Genomic DNA, 14,152 nt, shown 5'->3' on the forward strand with positions numbered 1-14,152 from the left:
GTGTCATGAAAACGGCATCTGCTACTTTCCCTGTCCGCTATGCGGAAACAGATCAAATGGGCGTCGTCTACCATGCTAATTACGTCATTTGGTGCGAAATCGGCCGGACAGCCTTAATTAATGATTTCGGCTTTTCATATAAAGAAATGGAAGAAGCCGGTGTCATCTCACCGGTTACAAATATTAACCTTTCTTATAAAAAGCCGGCGAAATACGGCGATGATATTACTGTGCATTCCTGGATTGAAGCATATAGCGGAGCGCGGGTCACTTACGGGTACACGATTGAAAATGCAGCCGGCGACCGGTTGTCAGAAGGAACGAGCGAACACGTCTGCTGTGACGATCAATCGTTTCGGCCGATTCCGTTAAAGAAACGTTTTCCGGCCTGGGATCAAGCGTATAAACAGCACCGCCGCAAGAAATAAATGCTGTGAAGTTTTTTGACGATTTCTTGTCGTTTGCTTGAACTGCCGGTTCGTCTAAGTTTAAGATAGAAACAGAAAGGGGCTTTCCGATGGCGTTTGGTGTCACAAAACGAGAACTGTATGAGTGGAAGCAGGAAGCCCGGCAAGGGGAGATCGCGTTTTTGACCCATTTTTGGTACGATGAGCGATTTCCAACCTGCACGACCGTGACAAAAGTGGCGTGCAGCGATGTGCAACGGTTAATCAGCTGGGGAAGACAGCACGGATTACATCCTGACTGGATTCACATACGCGAAGATTATCCGCACTTTGATTTGCTCGGCAAGACGCAAAGGGAAGTTTTAAAGCGTGAAAGCCGCGAAGATAAGCTGGATGAACTATTACAAAGAATTGAGCAACGTGAGGGAGGCGGTGCAAGTGGACACAATGCAGAATGAAATTATCCGCGAGATGGGCGTGAAGCCGGCAATTGACCCGGAAGAGGAAGTTCGCAAGCGAATTGATTTTTTAAAAGCGTATGTTAAAAAAACAGGTATGAACGGGTACGTTCTCGGCATTTCCGGGGGACAGGATTCATCGCTCTTGGGAAAACTGCTGCAAATGGCGATGGAAGAATTAAATCGTGATGAGCAGACATCCGTGTATACGTTTAAAGCGCTTCGCCTCCCTTACGGAGAACAAAAAGATGAAGATGACGCGCAAAAAGCGCTGCAGTTTATTGCGCCTTATGAACAGTATACGTTTAACATTGAAGCGGCGGTCGCTGCCTCACTCGCAACGTTTGAGCGCGCGACCGGGGAAGTGCTGAATGATTTTGTCAAAGGGAACACTAAAGCCCGGGAGCGGATGAAGGTGCAGTACGATCTCGGCGCGCATACGCGCTGTCTTGTTGCCGGAACCGATCACGCCGGGGAAGCTGTAACGGGATTTTTCACGAAATTTGGCGACGGATCCTGCGATGTTGCCCCGCTCTTCGGGTTAAACAAGCGCCAAGGCGCTGAATTGCTGAAGTATTTAGGCGCGCCGGCTGATATTTTTGAAAAAGCTCCGACCGCAGACTTAGAAGACGACCGGCCGCTCATTGCAGATGAAGAGGCGCTAGGCATCTCCTACAAAGATATTGATGATTATCTTGAAGGCCGAACGATTGCTGAGGACGTACAAAAAAAATTGGAACATTTATACAAAGTGACCGCTCATAAGCGCGCCCTTCCGGTAACCATTTTTGATGATTGGTGGAAAAGACTTTGATTAGCAGGCGGGAAAACAAAGCGGATTTGCATATGCACACACTCGCTTCAGACGGGGGGTATTCCCCGGCTGAGCTCGTTCGCAAGTGCGCGGAAGCGAATGTCACTTTAATCGCCATTACCGACCACGATACGACTTCAGGGTTGGCTGAAGCGGCGAAGGAGGCGGCAAGGCATGGTCTGTCATTTGTGAACGGAATTGAATTATCGACACGCTTTAATGAAGAAAGCATCGATATTCTCGGATACGGGATCGATCCTTCCGACGCTTCCCTGCAGGACAAACTGGCGTTTCACCGCAACCAAAGGATGAAGCGTATGACAGAAATGATCGGCAAATGCCGGGAACAGGGGTTTGAGATCACAGAAGAAGATGTGAAAAAGTTTGTAACCGGTGACACGTATTCGCGGCCGCATTTAGCGAAGGCGTTGGAGGCGAAAGGGTATGTGCGCAATGTGGCGGATGCATTCGACCGTTTTATCGGTTACGGCCGGCCGTGTTATGTCCAAAAAGCTGAGGAAATGGATCCGCGTGAAGCGATTCAATTGATTCATTCAGCCGGCGGCGCGGCGGTTCTGGCGCATCCGGTATACTATCAGCTCGATGATGAGGTTCAAGAATGGGTGCGTTTATACGGATTAGACGGGATTGAAATTTATCACCGCGATCACAGCGAAAAAGATATTGCTCGTTTTAAGAAGCTGGCAGAACAAATTGAGCAGGATCAGAGCTGTTCGTTGTTTCGTACCGGAGGCAGCGATTTTCATCATGAATCTTACGGCCGAACGGGTGAAGAAATCGGTTTGACGAAGCTTCCGTTTAAATATGCTCGTTCCTTGGCTGATGCTTTCAACGTGAAATAATCCAGGTGAGTTGATTCTTTTTTGAGATGACAGGCATTACAATCTAACAAAACATATGATAAAGGCAGCTGGGAGGGACAGATCTTGGAAGCTCATGATGTAATCGATCGTCTTGATCAGGTTTTCCCGGTTTTTCAGCCGGTTTTTAATACGGAAGAATTTCGTATTATCGGTTATGAAGTGCTCGGGCGGATTGAACAAAACGGTGAGCCGCGTTCATTGGCCTCGTTTTTTAATGATGAAACGGTTCCGGCTGAATACCGCTGGGAAGCAGAAAAAACCGTTCAAGATCAAGCGGTAAAACAAGTCTTGGCGTCAGCAGAAAAACCGAAATTGTTTTTTAATTTGAACGCGAAAGTGATTTTTCAGCTCGATTGTCTAGAAGAGCTGATGGAGCGCTTTGCCGACTATGAAGCGAAAGGACTCCCGCCGGATCGGGTCGTGTTTGAATTTCAAGTTGACCGGCTGAAAGAACAGGAAGAAGATTTCAGCCACATGTTGATGTATATGAAAGCAAGCGGGTTTCACGTCGCAATTGACGACATTCGCATTAACGAAACGAACTTAGACCGTTTTTCACGTTTGGAGCCTAATGTAATGAAAATTGATCTTTCTGATTTACGAAGCGGGAAAGATCCGAATACGTATCAAGACGTGCTGAATGCTCTCGCTTTGTTTGCCCGAAAAATCGGCGCGATCCTTCATTTTAAAGGGATCGGCGAATCGTTTCAGCTCTTGCAGGCGTGGCGGCACGGCGGCCGTTTTTTGCAAGGGACGTATTTAATGAAGCCGGTCCAGTCTTTTCAGGATCCGTTTGCCGCCCGTCCGCTGCTTGAATCAAATATTCATGCATTTATTCAAGCCCGGCACCGTAAATTGAAAGATCAAATTGCATTTATGCAGTCGCTCGAAAAAGTGCTGGAAGCAAATGTAAAGGGCAAACAAGATGATCCGGACGCTTTTATCCGCTCGATAACTAAACGTGTTCATGAAGTGTCGTCACGTATTTACGTTTGTGATGAGTTCGGTTATCAGATCAGTTCGAACTGGGTGAAAAATGAGCGCGGACAATGGGAGATGGACCCCGAAGCGGAAGGGAAAAACTGGAGCTGGCGGACGTATTTTCTTGATTTAATTATGCAGATGAAATATCGGAAATCAGGTATGCTCTCGGATAAATACCGCGATATCGAAACGAATGTGTTTATTCGCACGTTTTCGTATCCGATTGATCATAAGCGGTATGTATTTATTGATATTGATCCAACGTACTTATTCGAGAATGATTGGCTCATGTAAAACGGACTCTTTATAACGAAGGGAAGTACTTATGCAATCTACGTGGAAATTAAAGGGCATGTTGTTTTTCTTTCATGCCTCAATGACAATTATGATCAGCTATTTACCGGTTTATTTTCAGTATTTAGGCCTGTCCGGTTCGGAAATCGGCATTTTGCTCGCTGTCGGTCCGGCGGCGGCGATTATCGCCCAGCCGTTTTGGGGATTTATGAGCGATAAATGGAAAACGGTTAAACGGGTCATGCTCCTTTGTATGAGCAGCGCGGTTGTGATCGGGTTCGTCGTCTTCCAAATGACGGCCTTTCTGTTTATTTTGCCGGTTTTATTCATTTTTTTCAGTTTTATGTCCCCTTCCGGAGCGCTCGGTGACAGCTTGGCGCAAAAGTTATCGCAGCAGCGCGGCGTGTCGTTTGGGAGCATCCGGATGTGGGGGTCGCTCGGGTTTGGCAGCGCTTCGTTAGCGGGAGGTATTATTTTAACGGAGATCGGCATCTGGAATATGTATTATGTTTATGCTTTTTTTATGCTTCTGGCGTTGACATTTACGGTTTTTGCCCCGGACAGCGAGCCGTCGAAAAAACCTGTGAAATTATCTGCAGCATTGAAATTGCTGAAAAAACGTCAGCTTCTGTTGTTTTTAGCGGTGATTTTTTCGGTCAGTTTAACGCATCGGATGAATGATTCTTTCATCGGTCTCTACATCGTTGAACTTGGCGGCAACGAAACATTTATCGGCTTGGCTTGGTTCATCGGTGTTTTAACCGAAGCGCTCGTCTTTGCGCTCAGTTTTTATTGGGCAGGTCGGGCCCATCCGCTCACATTCATTTCCATTGCAGCTCTCCTCTACGCTCTGCGGTGGCTCTTAATGATTTTTGTCGGCGATCCTGTTTCACTCCTTTTCGTCCAAGTTCTGCACGGTGTGACGTTCGGGCTCTTTTATTTAACCGCATTTCAGTTTGTCACAAAGCTTGTTCCGGAAGAGCTCGCATCAACCGGGCATTTATTGTTTATTTCCGTCTTTTTCGGGATTTCCGGGGTTATCGGTTCTGCATTTGGCGGTTTTGTGATGAACGCCTTCGATGTGAATGCTTTGTATATTTTAATGTTTTTCTTCGCTTCCGGCGGCTTTATCGGTTCGCTTATTTATCGTAAATACATTTTTAAGCGAAATGCGGCTGCGGCCGGTTCCGTTTAACGGAAACAGAACAAGCACGGCTTGTTTTCGTTTAGTTTTCAGCGAATCTCCGCTATAATAAAAGTAAGAAGTTTGGCAGAGAAATACAGGTGACGTGTATGAAGCCGTATGTACTAACCGTGATAACTTTGGCGCTCGCAATTTTTGTCTGGTCGCAGTGGGAGTGGATTCTTGAACTGCGTAATGAAAATATCCCGTTTTTTGCGGAAACGCTCTATGCCCGATGGGGGCACGGTCTTTTATTTATTACACTTCCTTTGATGGTTGTGCAAAATGTCATAACGATTTTTCCGATCATTGTTGTGATTATCGTTCATTACTTGGTGTTCGGTGTTTGGGAAGGGTTTATTTACAGTGCGGCCGGCACCTCGCTCGGAGCGCTGTATTGTTTTTATTTAGCGCGAACGGCACTGTGGCGCCGGATTTCTTCGTTTTGGCAGAAAAAAGAGCAGGATTTGCAACGGATTCTTCGTTTGCTCGAGGTTTACGGGGTATGGATGATTGTCTTGCTCCGGAGCATTCCGGTTATGCCGAGCAACCTGATATCAATAGCTGCTGCCCTCAGTCCGATTCCCGCCCGTACTTATTATTGGTCGACGCTTATCGGCAATATGTCGATGGTCTGGATTTTAAGTTTCATATCTATGCCGTTCTGGCTGCAAGGACGTCTCGATCCACTTTATATCCCGGTGTTTCTGCTCTTTTTGTCCGGTATTGGCGCGGTATTTTTCCGAACGGTTGGATTAAATCGTTCAAGGGAGGGGACAGAGCGTGAATAATGTCTTGTTTTTATCGCTTTTTATCGTGTTGGCGGCAGTTTCGCTGATTTTTCTCTTCATTGACCGGAAGAAACGCACTCCGAAAACAGGTTCAGCAGCGGAAACAGAAAGGGTGTTCCCGCCGGTTTTGGCAAAACTTGTCGACGGGACAGGCGTCGTCTCACGCCACATGACGGCCGGTCTGCTTTCGTTCGTGCAAGACAATTATGCCTCATTAAACAGGGAAGGGACGGAAGGGATGCCGGTGTTTACAGCCGTGGAAGAACCTCCAGGGGCGAGCGCCGGCTATCTTTACCGTTGGCTGTTTTATAAAATTGGTGAAAACGGCCGATTCGAACCGGACCGGCTTTTTATGTACACTTCTGCCGAACACGGCAAAAGAGCTTTTTTTGAAGACCTCAACGAGTGGGAAACGATTATGGAAAAAGAACTGACAGATACCGGCCTTCTTCGTCCGTTCACCCCGCTCAGAAAAACGATCGTCATGCTGCAGCTGTTTATGATGGTATTTGGCAGCGCGCTGTTAATCGTCTCGCCTTGGACCGGACTGTTATATCTTATGTTTGCTTTAGCGGCGTTTATTACCGTATTTGCCTCGTCGCCGCGCTCAGCTGAAGGGGAACGGCTTTTCCAATTCGGGAAAGCGTATAAGCAAAAGCTCGCCGGCACGGACGAACCTTTGAATGCGGCGGACCCCGAAGCTCTCACAGATCATTTCGTTTACGCGGTTGCTTTCGGAGTCTGGCGTTCTTATACCCGCCAATTCCCTGTACGGGAAGCCTCAGAAGTCGCATTGGTCTCCAATCAGCTGCCGCTTTATTATTATGCAGCGCCCGGAACGGCCGTTCTGTCGCTTGAAGGTATCAGGATGATCGACGAAACAGAAGCCTCGTTCTCGTTTGCTGCCGGCGACGGTGAAAGTCCGGCTGTTTGGGAAGACAGTGATTCGTCATTGCCGCTTGAATAAGTTATTTTCGTGTTAAAAAACGGTTCATGACAAAGGGGTGAACTGCTCCCTGGGTCAGCACATACAGTTTCCAAGGAAGAGCAGGCTGAAAATCGGTTAATGCTGTATAAATCCCTTGTCTGCCGGAAGGCGCTTTTGACGCGGCAATCCAAAACCGGCCGTGCGGGCGGACTGCATTCCTTTCTTTATTTAACAGTCCGCCGCAAATGGTCCAGCAGCAAAGGGTTTCAGAGCCGAAATCCTTCTTGAAACGAAGCAGACAAACCTTGTTGAATAGGAAAAACACCGCTTCATTTTCACTGTTGTAAACGCGGATGATCCCTTTCATAACCCGGTCGAGCCAGGAGAAGTATTGATACATTTGCCTGTCCGCCGGGTCGTGCCGGTTTCTTTCTTTGTATTGCACGGACAGGACACGCTTATTTCCGGGCGGAGCTTTACGCGTTAATCCGGTCATGTTCAAAAAAGCGCTTATTGCAGCGGGAGTGCCTTGCTGCCATTGCTGTGAATTTTGAGCGCCGGCACAGGAGTGTTTTATCTTGTTCATCAGCTGATCCCGTCCTTTTGTTTAACGTGATGGAGACTGCCTTTATTTTTACGTAATAACAGCCGGAATGCAAGTTTGCAGAAAGGAGTTTGTGATGAAGACGTTTAAGTTATGTTCATTGATGATCGTGCTGGACGAGGAGGGAGTTTCCGAAGAAGAAATGAGTGCTCACGAAATACCGCTTGTTGACGGTCTAATTATTAATAAAGAAGAAGCTCAAAAAGATTGGCTTTTAGAAGCTGTAGTCGACCGTGAGTGGGAAACGTTTTTCCGTAATTATCAAGAAGCCGCAGAGCCTTTTATGGCTGAAGTGACGATCACGAAACGGACGAATGAGCCAGCGAGCCTCGTTTGTCATGTCAGCTCGATTTTTGAACTGGAAAACCATCTGTCTGTTCATCTCGAAGGGGTGCTCGTAGTTAAGCGGGACGATTTATCAGATATGCTGCTGAAAAATTTAATCGATGAAGGATACGAAGGAGAAGAACTTTACCGTGAATACAGATTGCGCAAGAAAAACCGCGGGCAGGCGATTCAAGGTATTTTGACGAATGCGTATGAACAGGTGAAGGAAAAAGGGTTTTACCGCCCGGATGATCATTGATTGTCTGCGCGCAGTATTGAGGGGGCTTTATGAGCAGGATCATCGACAGTCACATTCATTTATCTTATATTGACTCTTTTTTTCAAACAGCGGAACATCAGTCTTTCGTTGATTATTCTTCTTCCGGTCTGCAGATGGAAATGAAGCATAACGGCGTGCAGGCGGCTGTTGCGATGGGGGTAAGGGAAATCGAAGGCGGCGAGGAATTTCCGGATTCGAGTGTTTCTTCACCGATGGGGATTGACCTGTCATCAGGCGCGGAGAGCGGCATCTATTATTGTGCAGGTATCAATCCTTACCGTTTAAATAAGCAGGATTTAATCCGCCTGGAAAAAGAACTGTTGAAACCGGAAGTCGTCGGGATCAAGATTTATCTCGGTTATTACCCGTTTTATTCAGCCGATCCTGTCTATGATCCAGTATATGAACTGGCTCGTTCGTACGATCTTCCGGTTGTATTCCATACGGGTGATACGTTTTCTGAACGGGGAATTCTCAAGTATGCTCATCCGTTGACGATTGACGAAACCGCCGTCAAACACCGCGGAACGCGTTTTGTCCTCGCTCATTTCGGTGATCCGTGGATGCTTGATGCCGCAGAAGTTGTCTACAAAAACGGCAATGTTTATGCGGATTTATCCGGTCTGATCGTTGGGGATGCTAGAGAAGTTGCCCGTCTTAACAACAAAGCGCATTTTTTTGATCATTTTGCCCATGCGCTTTCGTTTTGCGACCGCTACGATAAGCTTATGTTCGGCACGGATTGGCCGCTTGTCCCGATGAAGCCCTATATCGATTTTATTCAGTCCCGTTTGCCTTCCGCAGCGCAAGATGACGTGTTTTACCGCACTGCTTTATCAGTGTTTTCGAAAATTCCGCTCGCCGGCAAATGATTAATAAAGCTGTTTCGGTTTGGCAGGAGTGTCTGTGAAAAGCTGTTCAATTGTTCGGCTGACTTGGTTTCGCAAGTGCGGATTTAAATATTTGGCTGTGACGACGTAACCGCGGAAAAAAATGCTGTATTCAGAAAACGTGCTGTCCATACGCTGGAGCTGAACTTGAAGATCCGCCTGTTTCATTTCCCATTTTGTCCGGTACATATGTGTGCTCAGTTTTTCTAAAGCCGCTTCGATTAAACGTATATACGGTTCTTTGATTTTTAAAGGCGCATGTTGAAGCCTGCTTAAATCTTTTTCCAACACTTTGCGCGCTATATCGAGAAAAATAAAGGACTCAACAATCTGTTCTTCTTCACGGGAAAGTACAGCCACCAGCATTTCACCACCTTAATAAAATATACGAACAAATGTTCTTATGTATATTATATCGCATCGTTTTTAACAGTCAAGATCGATACGATTGAATTCGGTAAAAAGGAGAGAAACAAATGAAAAAGTATATTCGAACGATAAGTGCAGCAGGAGCATTGGCGGGGATCGGCTTGATTGCCGGATGTGCCGATTCATACGATGATGCGGAGATCAATCATTCGGACAGCGAGGCAGGAAGCGGCGAACTGCCGCAGCTGACAGAAGAAGCAGCGGAAAATGAAGCGGAAGCGGTGATGTCGACAAACCACGGTGAGATTCATTTAAAACTGTTTCCTGATGCGGCCCCGAAAGCGGTGGAGAATTTTATTACATTGAGTGAAGACGGCTATTATGACGGGGTTATTTTTCACAGAGTGATTGAAGATTTCATGATTCAAGGCGGCGATCCTGAAGGTACCGGAATGGGCGGTGAGAGCGCGTTTGGCGAACCGTTTGAAGATGAATTTGATGACTCTGTTTACCATTTTAACGGCGCGCTGTCGATGGCGAACAGCGGACCGGACACGAATGCAAGCCAGTTTTTCATCGTCCACGCCGATGAGGTGAGCGAAGACATTTTGGCGCAATTTGCAGATCAATATGATGATGAAGTTTTGCAAGCGTATGAAGAAAAAGGCGGCACACCGAATTTAGACGACGGGCATACCGTCTTCGGCCATGTGATTGACGGCATGGATACGGTTAACAGCATTGCTGAAGTGCCGACAGCAGAGCAAGACCGCCCGGAAGAAGAGGTTGTTATTGAAGAGATCGAGATTATCAGCGAATAAGCTTAAAAGTCAACACGAACCGTGTTGACTTTCTTATTGTACCAGTGTACTATTTACTTAATACACTAATACTTAAGAAGGTGCGGGGTGCTAATGGAAGCGGCGATTCAGCTTAAAAATGTATCGAAAACGATCAATAAAAAAACAATTATTGACAGCATCAGCCTTGACGTTTATCCGGGCGAAATTTTCGGCCTGCTCGGTCCAAACGGGGCTGGGAAAACAACGACGATCCGGATGATTGTCGGACTGATGAAAACGTCAGCCGGAGAAATCCATATTCAAGGGCAAAACTTGGCCGTCTCTTTTGAAAATGCGCTCAAACATATCGGTGCTGTCGTTGAGAACCCAGAAATGTACGATTATTTGACCGGAAGAGAAAACCTTATTCACTATCAGCGGATGATGCCCGGCGTGACAAAAGAGCGGATTGAAGAGGTCACCGCGCTTGTCGGAATGTCTGAGCGGATCAATGAACCTGTCGGAAACTATTCGCTCGGAATGCGTCAGCGTCTCGGCCTTGCACAGGCGCTCTTGCATCAACCGGCTATTTTAATTTTAGATGAACCGACGAATGGACTGGACCCGGCAGGTATTCAGGAGATCCGGGCTTACTTGCGTTATTTGGCTGAAGAGGAGAATGTATGCATTGTTGTATCAAGCCATCTGCTGGCGGAAATGGAGAAAATGTGCGACCGAATCGGCGTTTTGCAACACGGAAAGCTGATTCAAACGGCGGAGATCGGCGAATTTACAACTGAGAACAACCGTGTTTGTTTCAAAGTATCGCAAGCATCTGAAGCGGCTGAACAGATTCGCCACGCTTTTGGCTACGCGCTGGCAGTTAAAGATACGTATATTGATATCAGCATGAGCGAAAAAGAAGTGCCGGATGTCGTTCAACTGCTTGTCAGCGGAGGATTCAGTATTTTTCAAGTCAAGCCCGCAGGACGTTCGACGCTTGAGGAGAAGTTTCTCACTATTACTGGAGGGGACAGCTGATGCCGGGGCTTATTCGCAATGAATGGATGAAAATATACCGCCGAAAAGGAACAAAAGTGATGGCCGCCCTTCTCATCGCGGTCGTTATCGCTGTCGGGCTGCTCTCGAAATATGCCCTTCCCGCTCCGGACGAACCGTTTGACGGACAGACGGCAGAAGAGCATCTTCACTTGATTGAACAAGAGCAAAGCGTAAATGATCTTCCTCCGGCTGTAGAAGCGGAGTTGGCTGAACAGCAGCAATTGTACAATTATTATCTTGAAAAGGATGTTGAACCGATTCCCAATGAACATGTTTGGTCCTTTCTGCTGGATAATCCGCAGCTCGTGACGTTTATGACGATGTTTACTGTGATTGTCGGTGCCGGAACTGTTGCCGGCGAACATGCGAGCGGTACGATTAAACTGCTGTTGATTCGTCCGGTTAAACGGGGAAAAATTTTGCTTTCAAAATGGATCGCGACGATGCTGTTTGCTTTGATGATGCTCTTTGTTTTGTTACTCGCAACGGTCGTAAGCGGGTGGGTTCTTTACGGTTTTTCTGTTGAATCGTACCGGGTCATCGAGCTTGTTAACGGCAGCATTCGCGACATGCCGCTTTGGGAATATACAGCTGCCGTTTACGGTTTAGCATTTACAGAGCTTGTGATATTTACAACGTTTGCTTTTATGATTGGAACTGTTTTTCGCAACCAGTCGCTTGCGATTGGTTTATCCCTTGTACTTCTCTTTACAGGCGGACAAATCGTCTATTTGCTTAATGATTACGAATGGATAAAATACCTGCTTTTCGCCCATACAAATACGCTGCAGCAATTTCAAGGCGAGCCGCTGCTTGACGGTGTCACGCCGCTGTTATCCACGCTCATTTTGCTCAGCTATTTTTTCATTTTTGCTGCTGCCGCCTGGATAGTTTTCACCCGGCGCGATGTTGCTGATTAAACAAAGGGGGAGGGACAAGTATGCCATCGTTTCATCACGACCGGCCGATATATAAACAAATCAGTGAGATTATTTACGGCCGGATTTGCCGCGGCCACTTACCTGCAGGGGAGAAGCTGCCGTCTGTCAGAGAATTGGCTGTAGAATTAGGCGTGAACCCCAATACGGTTTCGCGAACGTATATTGAATTGGAACGAGAAGGAATTGTGCTGTCAAGGCGGGGGCAAGGGACGTTTGTAACGGAAAATGAGCATGTCATTGACGACTTGCGCACGGCGATTGCTAAAGAAAAAACGGCTGCGTTTTTAACGCTGATGAATGATATAGGGTTTACTGCAGAAGATACCGTTTCGCTGATTCAGCGAGAAATCAAGGAAGGGGGGGAGTGTTGATGACCCGAATTGAAGTCGCAAATGTCCGCAAAAATTATCGGACCAAAAAAGCATTGGCGATTGATCATCTTACGTTTGATCAGCCCGGTTTAACGGGTGTAATCGGCCCGAACGGGAGCGGGAAGACGACGCTGTTGAAATTATGCGCCGGCCTGATTAGACCGAGCCGGGGATCTGTATGGATTAACGGAAAAAAAGTAACGCGAGCTGCAGGGGATGCGGTCAGTTTTTCTGCTGAGGATGAGTCGCTGTATGAATTTATGACGGTTCAGGGGAAAATTCGCTTTTGCAGCAAAGCGATTCCCGGATTTAATGAAGAAAAAGCGGAAAAATGGTCAATGAACTGAAGCTTAACTCTAAGCAAAAAATTGACAGTTTATCGAAGGGGAATAAAGCAAAGGTGAAATTTATCATCGCACTGTCCCGGGAATGTCCGGTTCTTTGTCTCGATGAACCGCTCGCCGGATTGGATCCGATCGTGCGCGAGGAAATTTTGCAGCTGCTGATCAGTTATGTCGATTTGACTCGGCAAACGGTTATTTTGTCGACGCACGAAGTAGCGGAAGTTGAACCGTTTCTTGACCGTGTGATTCTGTTAAAAGCCGGCGGGTGCGAACTTGACACAGATGTTGAAGCGCTGCGCACAGAAAAAGGCCAGTCTGTGCTTGAAGCGATGCAGGAGGTGATCAAATGATCTGGTTTGCCCTTTTGTATAAAGAACTTCAGCAAAGCAGCGCCCGTTTTTTTATCAGTCTTGGTTTAATTTCAGCTGCTTATTTGCTTATGTTTTGGCTCGTTCATTATGAATTAACGTTGTTATTTTTACTGGCGGCTGCGATTGTCTTTTTTCACGTTTTTTATTTGTTTATCGCCTGGCTGGCAGCATTTTCGCAAGAATGGCGCAATAAAACGCAGCTGTTTTGGCTGAACCTTCCCTCAGGAGCTGTCCGCCTTCTTTCAGCGAAAATGGCTGCGGGCCTTATACAAATGATGGTTTCCTTGGCTTACGCGATGGTTTTCGCTTTCTTTTTGATCCGAAGAATCGCCGCTCAAAATATTTCCGGGAGCCCGGAGTTAGCAGCAACAGTCAGTGACGGGCTTACAATCGTGCAAACAGTTTATCTTGAATCAGCACCGCTGATCTATGTCTCCGTCATTTATGGCGCGCTTCACCTGGGTTTTGCGGCAGTGTTCATTTTTCTTGTTTCCAAAGTGATTCGGCCGTTCGGCTGGCTTGCCGGTATTGCTGTGACGATTTTGGCACAGGCCGGTTTATCCTCGCTGCGTTCAAAGCCGTTTTACGAAACTATGACGGAATGGGGGCAAATTTTTCGGATCGACGGGGTGCGGGAGCGGATTGCAGCGAATATAAACGGTTACAATCAGGCTGCCGCAGTTGAGACCGGAGAAGTACTTTATATCGGCGAAGTTTTAGCCGCGAGCGGATGGTTTTTATTGCTTTTTGCCCTTTTTGTTTATTTATTTAATCACCGCGTACAAGCATAAACAAGCAGAGGGATTTTTTCCCTCTGCTTGTTTTAAGATGATCACCGAGACCGGGTTATTCACGAATCATATAATATGCCATCACAATCAGTGTTGCAAAAGCGACAATCACAAACGGCCCGTCGCTCAGCGATCCGCCGTTTCCGTTTTCATCCGCTAACACGGTTGAAGCCGGAGCTAAAACCAAGATCATCGTAAACAGTCCGGGAAAACCCCATTGCTTTAACATGAAAATCCCCCAATCCAGCATAACTGTTATCATTAACATTATATAAAT

The 14,152-nt window shown here is 46.9% G+C and carries 20 protein-coding genes; 17 read left to right on the top strand and 3 right to left on the bottom strand.

Annotation, left to right across the window (positions count from 1 at the left end):
* Positions 1-5 precede the first annotated feature (5 nt).
* The 8 genes from EDD67_RS07650 (at position 6) to EDD67_RS07685 (ending at position 6,782) form a co-directional block, all read left to right on the top strand.
* Positions 6-428, top strand: a complete 423-nt coding sequence (locus EDD67_RS07650) for an acyl-CoA thioesterase (RefSeq protein ID WP_121439583.1) — start codon at positions 6-8, stop codon at positions 426-428.
* An 89-nt stretch (positions 429-517) separates the two neighbouring features.
* A complete protein-coding gene (locus EDD67_RS07655; RefSeq protein ID WP_093072277.1) occupies positions 518-865 on the top strand; it encodes a hypothetical protein in 348 nt (115 codons plus the stop codon).
* Positions 855-1,679, top strand: a complete 825-nt coding sequence (gene nadE / locus EDD67_RS07660; protein WP_121439837.1) for an ammonia-dependent NAD(+) synthetase — start codon at positions 855-857, stop codon at positions 1,677-1,679. The genes EDD67_RS07655 and nadE overlap by 11 nt, the downstream gene beginning before the upstream one ends.
* Positions 1,676-2,542 (top strand): PHP domain-containing protein, encoded by an 867-nt coding sequence (locus EDD67_RS07665; RefSeq protein ID WP_242005977.1) that lies wholly within the window; start codon positions 1,676-1,678, stop codon positions 2,540-2,542. The genes nadE and EDD67_RS07665 overlap by 4 nt, the downstream gene beginning before the upstream one ends.
* Before the next feature lie 84 nt (positions 2,543-2,626).
* The gene (locus tag EDD67_RS07670) at positions 2,627-3,841 is read left to right on the top strand and encodes an EAL domain-containing protein (protein ID WP_121439582.1); all 1,215 of its coding nucleotides are present in this window, start codon (positions 2,627-2,629) and stop codon (positions 3,839-3,841) included.
* A 31-nt stretch (positions 3,842-3,872) separates the two neighbouring features.
* Positions 3,873-5,036, top strand: coding sequence for an MFS transporter (locus EDD67_RS07675; protein ID WP_121439581.1), 1,164 nt, complete (start codon positions 3,873-3,875; stop codon positions 5,034-5,036).
* A gap of 98 nt (positions 5,037-5,134) precedes the next feature.
* Complete coding sequence (locus EDD67_RS07680) at positions 5,135-5,815, top strand: TVP38/TMEM64 family protein (protein WP_121439580.1); 681 nt, start codon at positions 5,135-5,137, stop codon at positions 5,813-5,815.
* Complete coding sequence (locus EDD67_RS07685; RefSeq protein WP_158638195.1) at positions 5,808-6,782, top strand: DUF2207 family protein; 975 nt, start codon at positions 5,808-5,810, stop codon at positions 6,780-6,782. Before EDD67_RS07680 ends, EDD67_RS07685 begins: the two co-directional genes overlap by 8 nt.
* A gap of 1 nt (position 6,783) precedes the next feature.
* Here EDD67_RS07685 and EDD67_RS07690 read toward each other — a convergent pair whose 3' ends face one another.
* The gene (locus EDD67_RS07690) at positions 6,784-7,329 is read right to left on the bottom strand and encodes a hypothetical protein (protein WP_121439578.1); all 546 of its coding nucleotides are present in this window, start codon (positions 7,327-7,329) and stop codon (positions 6,784-6,786) included.
* 94 nt (positions 7,330-7,423) lie between these two features.
* Between EDD67_RS07690 and EDD67_RS07695 the strand changes: the two genes are divergently transcribed.
* Entirely contained in the window at positions 7,424-7,933 is a 510-nt protein-coding gene (locus EDD67_RS07695; RefSeq protein ID WP_121439577.1) for a YwpF-like family protein, read from the top strand.
* 29 nt (positions 7,934-7,962) lie between these two features.
* Complete coding sequence (locus EDD67_RS07700; protein ID WP_121439576.1) at positions 7,963-8,826, top strand: amidohydrolase family protein; 864 nt, start codon at positions 7,963-7,965, stop codon at positions 8,824-8,826.
* Here EDD67_RS07700 and EDD67_RS07705 read toward each other — a convergent pair whose 3' ends face one another.
* Positions 8,827-9,210, bottom strand: a complete 384-nt coding sequence (locus tag EDD67_RS07705; RefSeq protein ID WP_121439575.1) for a YhjD family protein — start codon at positions 9,208-9,210, stop codon at positions 8,827-8,829.
* A 110-nt stretch (positions 9,211-9,320) separates the two neighbouring features.
* Between EDD67_RS07705 and EDD67_RS07710 the strand changes: the two genes are divergently transcribed.
* The 7 genes from EDD67_RS07710 to EDD67_RS07740 all read left to right on the top strand — a co-directional run bounded on the left by EDD67_RS07710 (position 9,321) and on the right by EDD67_RS07740 (position 13,875).
* Positions 9,321-10,034 carry a peptidylprolyl isomerase gene (locus tag EDD67_RS07710; RefSeq protein WP_121439574.1) on the top strand — a complete coding sequence of 238 codons (714 nt, stop codon included), beginning with the start codon at positions 9,321-9,323 and terminating at the stop codon, positions 10,032-10,034.
* A gap of 93 nt (positions 10,035-10,127) precedes the next feature.
* The gene (locus EDD67_RS07715; RefSeq protein ID WP_121439573.1) at positions 10,128-11,036 is read left to right on the top strand and encodes an ABC transporter ATP-binding protein; all 909 of its coding nucleotides are present in this window, start codon (positions 10,128-10,130) and stop codon (positions 11,034-11,036) included.
* The gene (locus EDD67_RS07720) at positions 11,036-11,977 is read left to right on the top strand and encodes an ABC transporter permease (RefSeq protein WP_121439572.1); all 942 of its coding nucleotides are present in this window, start codon (positions 11,036-11,038) and stop codon (positions 11,975-11,977) included. The genes EDD67_RS07715 and EDD67_RS07720 overlap by 1 nt, the downstream gene beginning before the upstream one ends.
* Before the next feature lie 20 nt (positions 11,978-11,997).
* On the top strand, positions 11,998-12,369 hold the full coding sequence (locus tag EDD67_RS07725; RefSeq protein ID WP_121439571.1) for a GntR family transcriptional regulator: 372 nt from the start codon (positions 11,998-12,000) through the stop codon (positions 12,367-12,369).
* On the top strand, positions 12,369-12,716 hold the full coding sequence (locus EDD67_RS07730) for an ATP-binding cassette domain-containing protein (protein WP_121439570.1): 348 nt from the start codon (positions 12,369-12,371) through the stop codon (positions 12,714-12,716). The genes EDD67_RS07725 and EDD67_RS07730 overlap by 1 nt, the downstream gene beginning before the upstream one ends.
* Positions 12,701-13,063: an AAA family ATPase gene (locus EDD67_RS07735; RefSeq protein WP_121439569.1), complete on the top strand. Its 363-nt coding sequence runs from the start codon at positions 12,701-12,703 to the stop codon at positions 13,061-13,063. The genes EDD67_RS07730 and EDD67_RS07735 overlap by 16 nt, the downstream gene beginning before the upstream one ends.
* Complete coding sequence (locus tag EDD67_RS07740; protein ID WP_121439568.1) at positions 13,060-13,875, top strand: hypothetical protein; 816 nt, start codon at positions 13,060-13,062, stop codon at positions 13,873-13,875. The genes EDD67_RS07735 and EDD67_RS07740 overlap by 4 nt, the downstream gene beginning before the upstream one ends.
* Positions 13,876-13,930: 55 nt before the next feature.
* On the opposite strand, the gene EDD67_RS13885 is transcribed toward EDD67_RS07740, so the two are convergent.
* Positions 13,931-14,104, bottom strand: a complete 174-nt coding sequence (locus tag EDD67_RS13885; protein WP_154718751.1) for a hypothetical protein — start codon at positions 14,102-14,104, stop codon at positions 13,931-13,933.
* Positions 14,105-14,152: the final 48 nt, after the last annotated feature.

The sequence above is a fragment of the Salisediminibacterium halotolerans genome (genome assembly GCF_003814815.1).
GTDB classification, from domain to species: domain Bacteria; phylum Bacillota; class Bacilli; order Bacillales; family Salisediminibacteriaceae; genus Salisediminibacterium; species Salisediminibacterium halotolerans.

Excerpts from the sequence above, each read along its gene's own strand:
- EDD67_RS07650 (WP_121439583.1), top strand. The coding sequence starts at position 6 with ATGAAAACGGCATCTGCTACTTTCCCTGTCCGCTATGCGGAAACAGAT.
- EDD67_RS07655 (WP_093072277.1), top strand. The coding sequence starts at position 518 with ATGGCGTTTGGTGTCACAAAACGAGAACTGTATGAGTGGAAGCAGGAA.
- nadE (WP_121439837.1), top strand. The coding sequence starts at position 855 with ATGCAGAATGAAATTATCCGCGAGATGGGCGTGAAGCCGGCAATTGAC.
- EDD67_RS07675 (WP_121439581.1), top strand. The coding sequence starts at position 3,873 with ATGCAATCTACGTGGAAATTAAAGGGCATGTTGTTTTTCTTTCATGCC.
- EDD67_RS07680 (WP_121439580.1), top strand. The coding sequence starts at position 5,135 with ATGAAGCCGTATGTACTAACCGTGATAACTTTGGCGCTCGCAATTTTT.
- EDD67_RS07690 (WP_121439578.1), bottom strand. The coding sequence starts at position 7,329 with ATGAACAAGATAAAACACTCCTGTGCCGGCGCTCAAAATTCACAGCAA.
- EDD67_RS07695 (WP_121439577.1), top strand. The coding sequence starts at position 7,424 with ATGAAGACGTTTAAGTTATGTTCATTGATGATCGTGCTGGACGAGGAG.
- EDD67_RS07700 (WP_121439576.1), top strand. The coding sequence starts at position 7,963 with ATGAGCAGGATCATCGACAGTCACATTCATTTATCTTATATTGACTCT.
- EDD67_RS07705 (WP_121439575.1), bottom strand. The coding sequence starts at position 9,210 with ATGCTGGTGGCTGTACTTTCCCGTGAAGAAGAACAGATTGTTGAGTCC.
- EDD67_RS07710 (WP_121439574.1), top strand. The coding sequence starts at position 9,321 with ATGAAAAAGTATATTCGAACGATAAGTGCAGCAGGAGCATTGGCGGGG.
- EDD67_RS07715 (WP_121439573.1), top strand. The coding sequence starts at position 10,128 with ATGGAAGCGGCGATTCAGCTTAAAAATGTATCGAAAACGATCAATAAA.
- EDD67_RS07720 (WP_121439572.1), top strand. The coding sequence starts at position 11,036 with ATGCCGGGGCTTATTCGCAATGAATGGATGAAAATATACCGCCGAAAA.
- EDD67_RS07725 (WP_121439571.1), top strand. The coding sequence starts at position 11,998 with ATGCCATCGTTTCATCACGACCGGCCGATATATAAACAAATCAGTGAG.
- EDD67_RS07730 (WP_121439570.1), top strand. The coding sequence starts at position 12,369 with ATGACCCGAATTGAAGTCGCAAATGTCCGCAAAAATTATCGGACCAAA.
- EDD67_RS07735 (WP_121439569.1), top strand. The coding sequence starts at position 12,701 with ATGGTCAATGAACTGAAGCTTAACTCTAAGCAAAAAATTGACAGTTTA.
- EDD67_RS07740 (WP_121439568.1), top strand. The coding sequence starts at position 13,060 with ATGATCTGGTTTGCCCTTTTGTATAAAGAACTTCAGCAAAGCAGCGCC.
- EDD67_RS13885 (WP_154718751.1), bottom strand. The coding sequence starts at position 14,104 with ATGTTAAAGCAATGGGGTTTTCCCGGACTGTTTACGATGATCTTGGTT.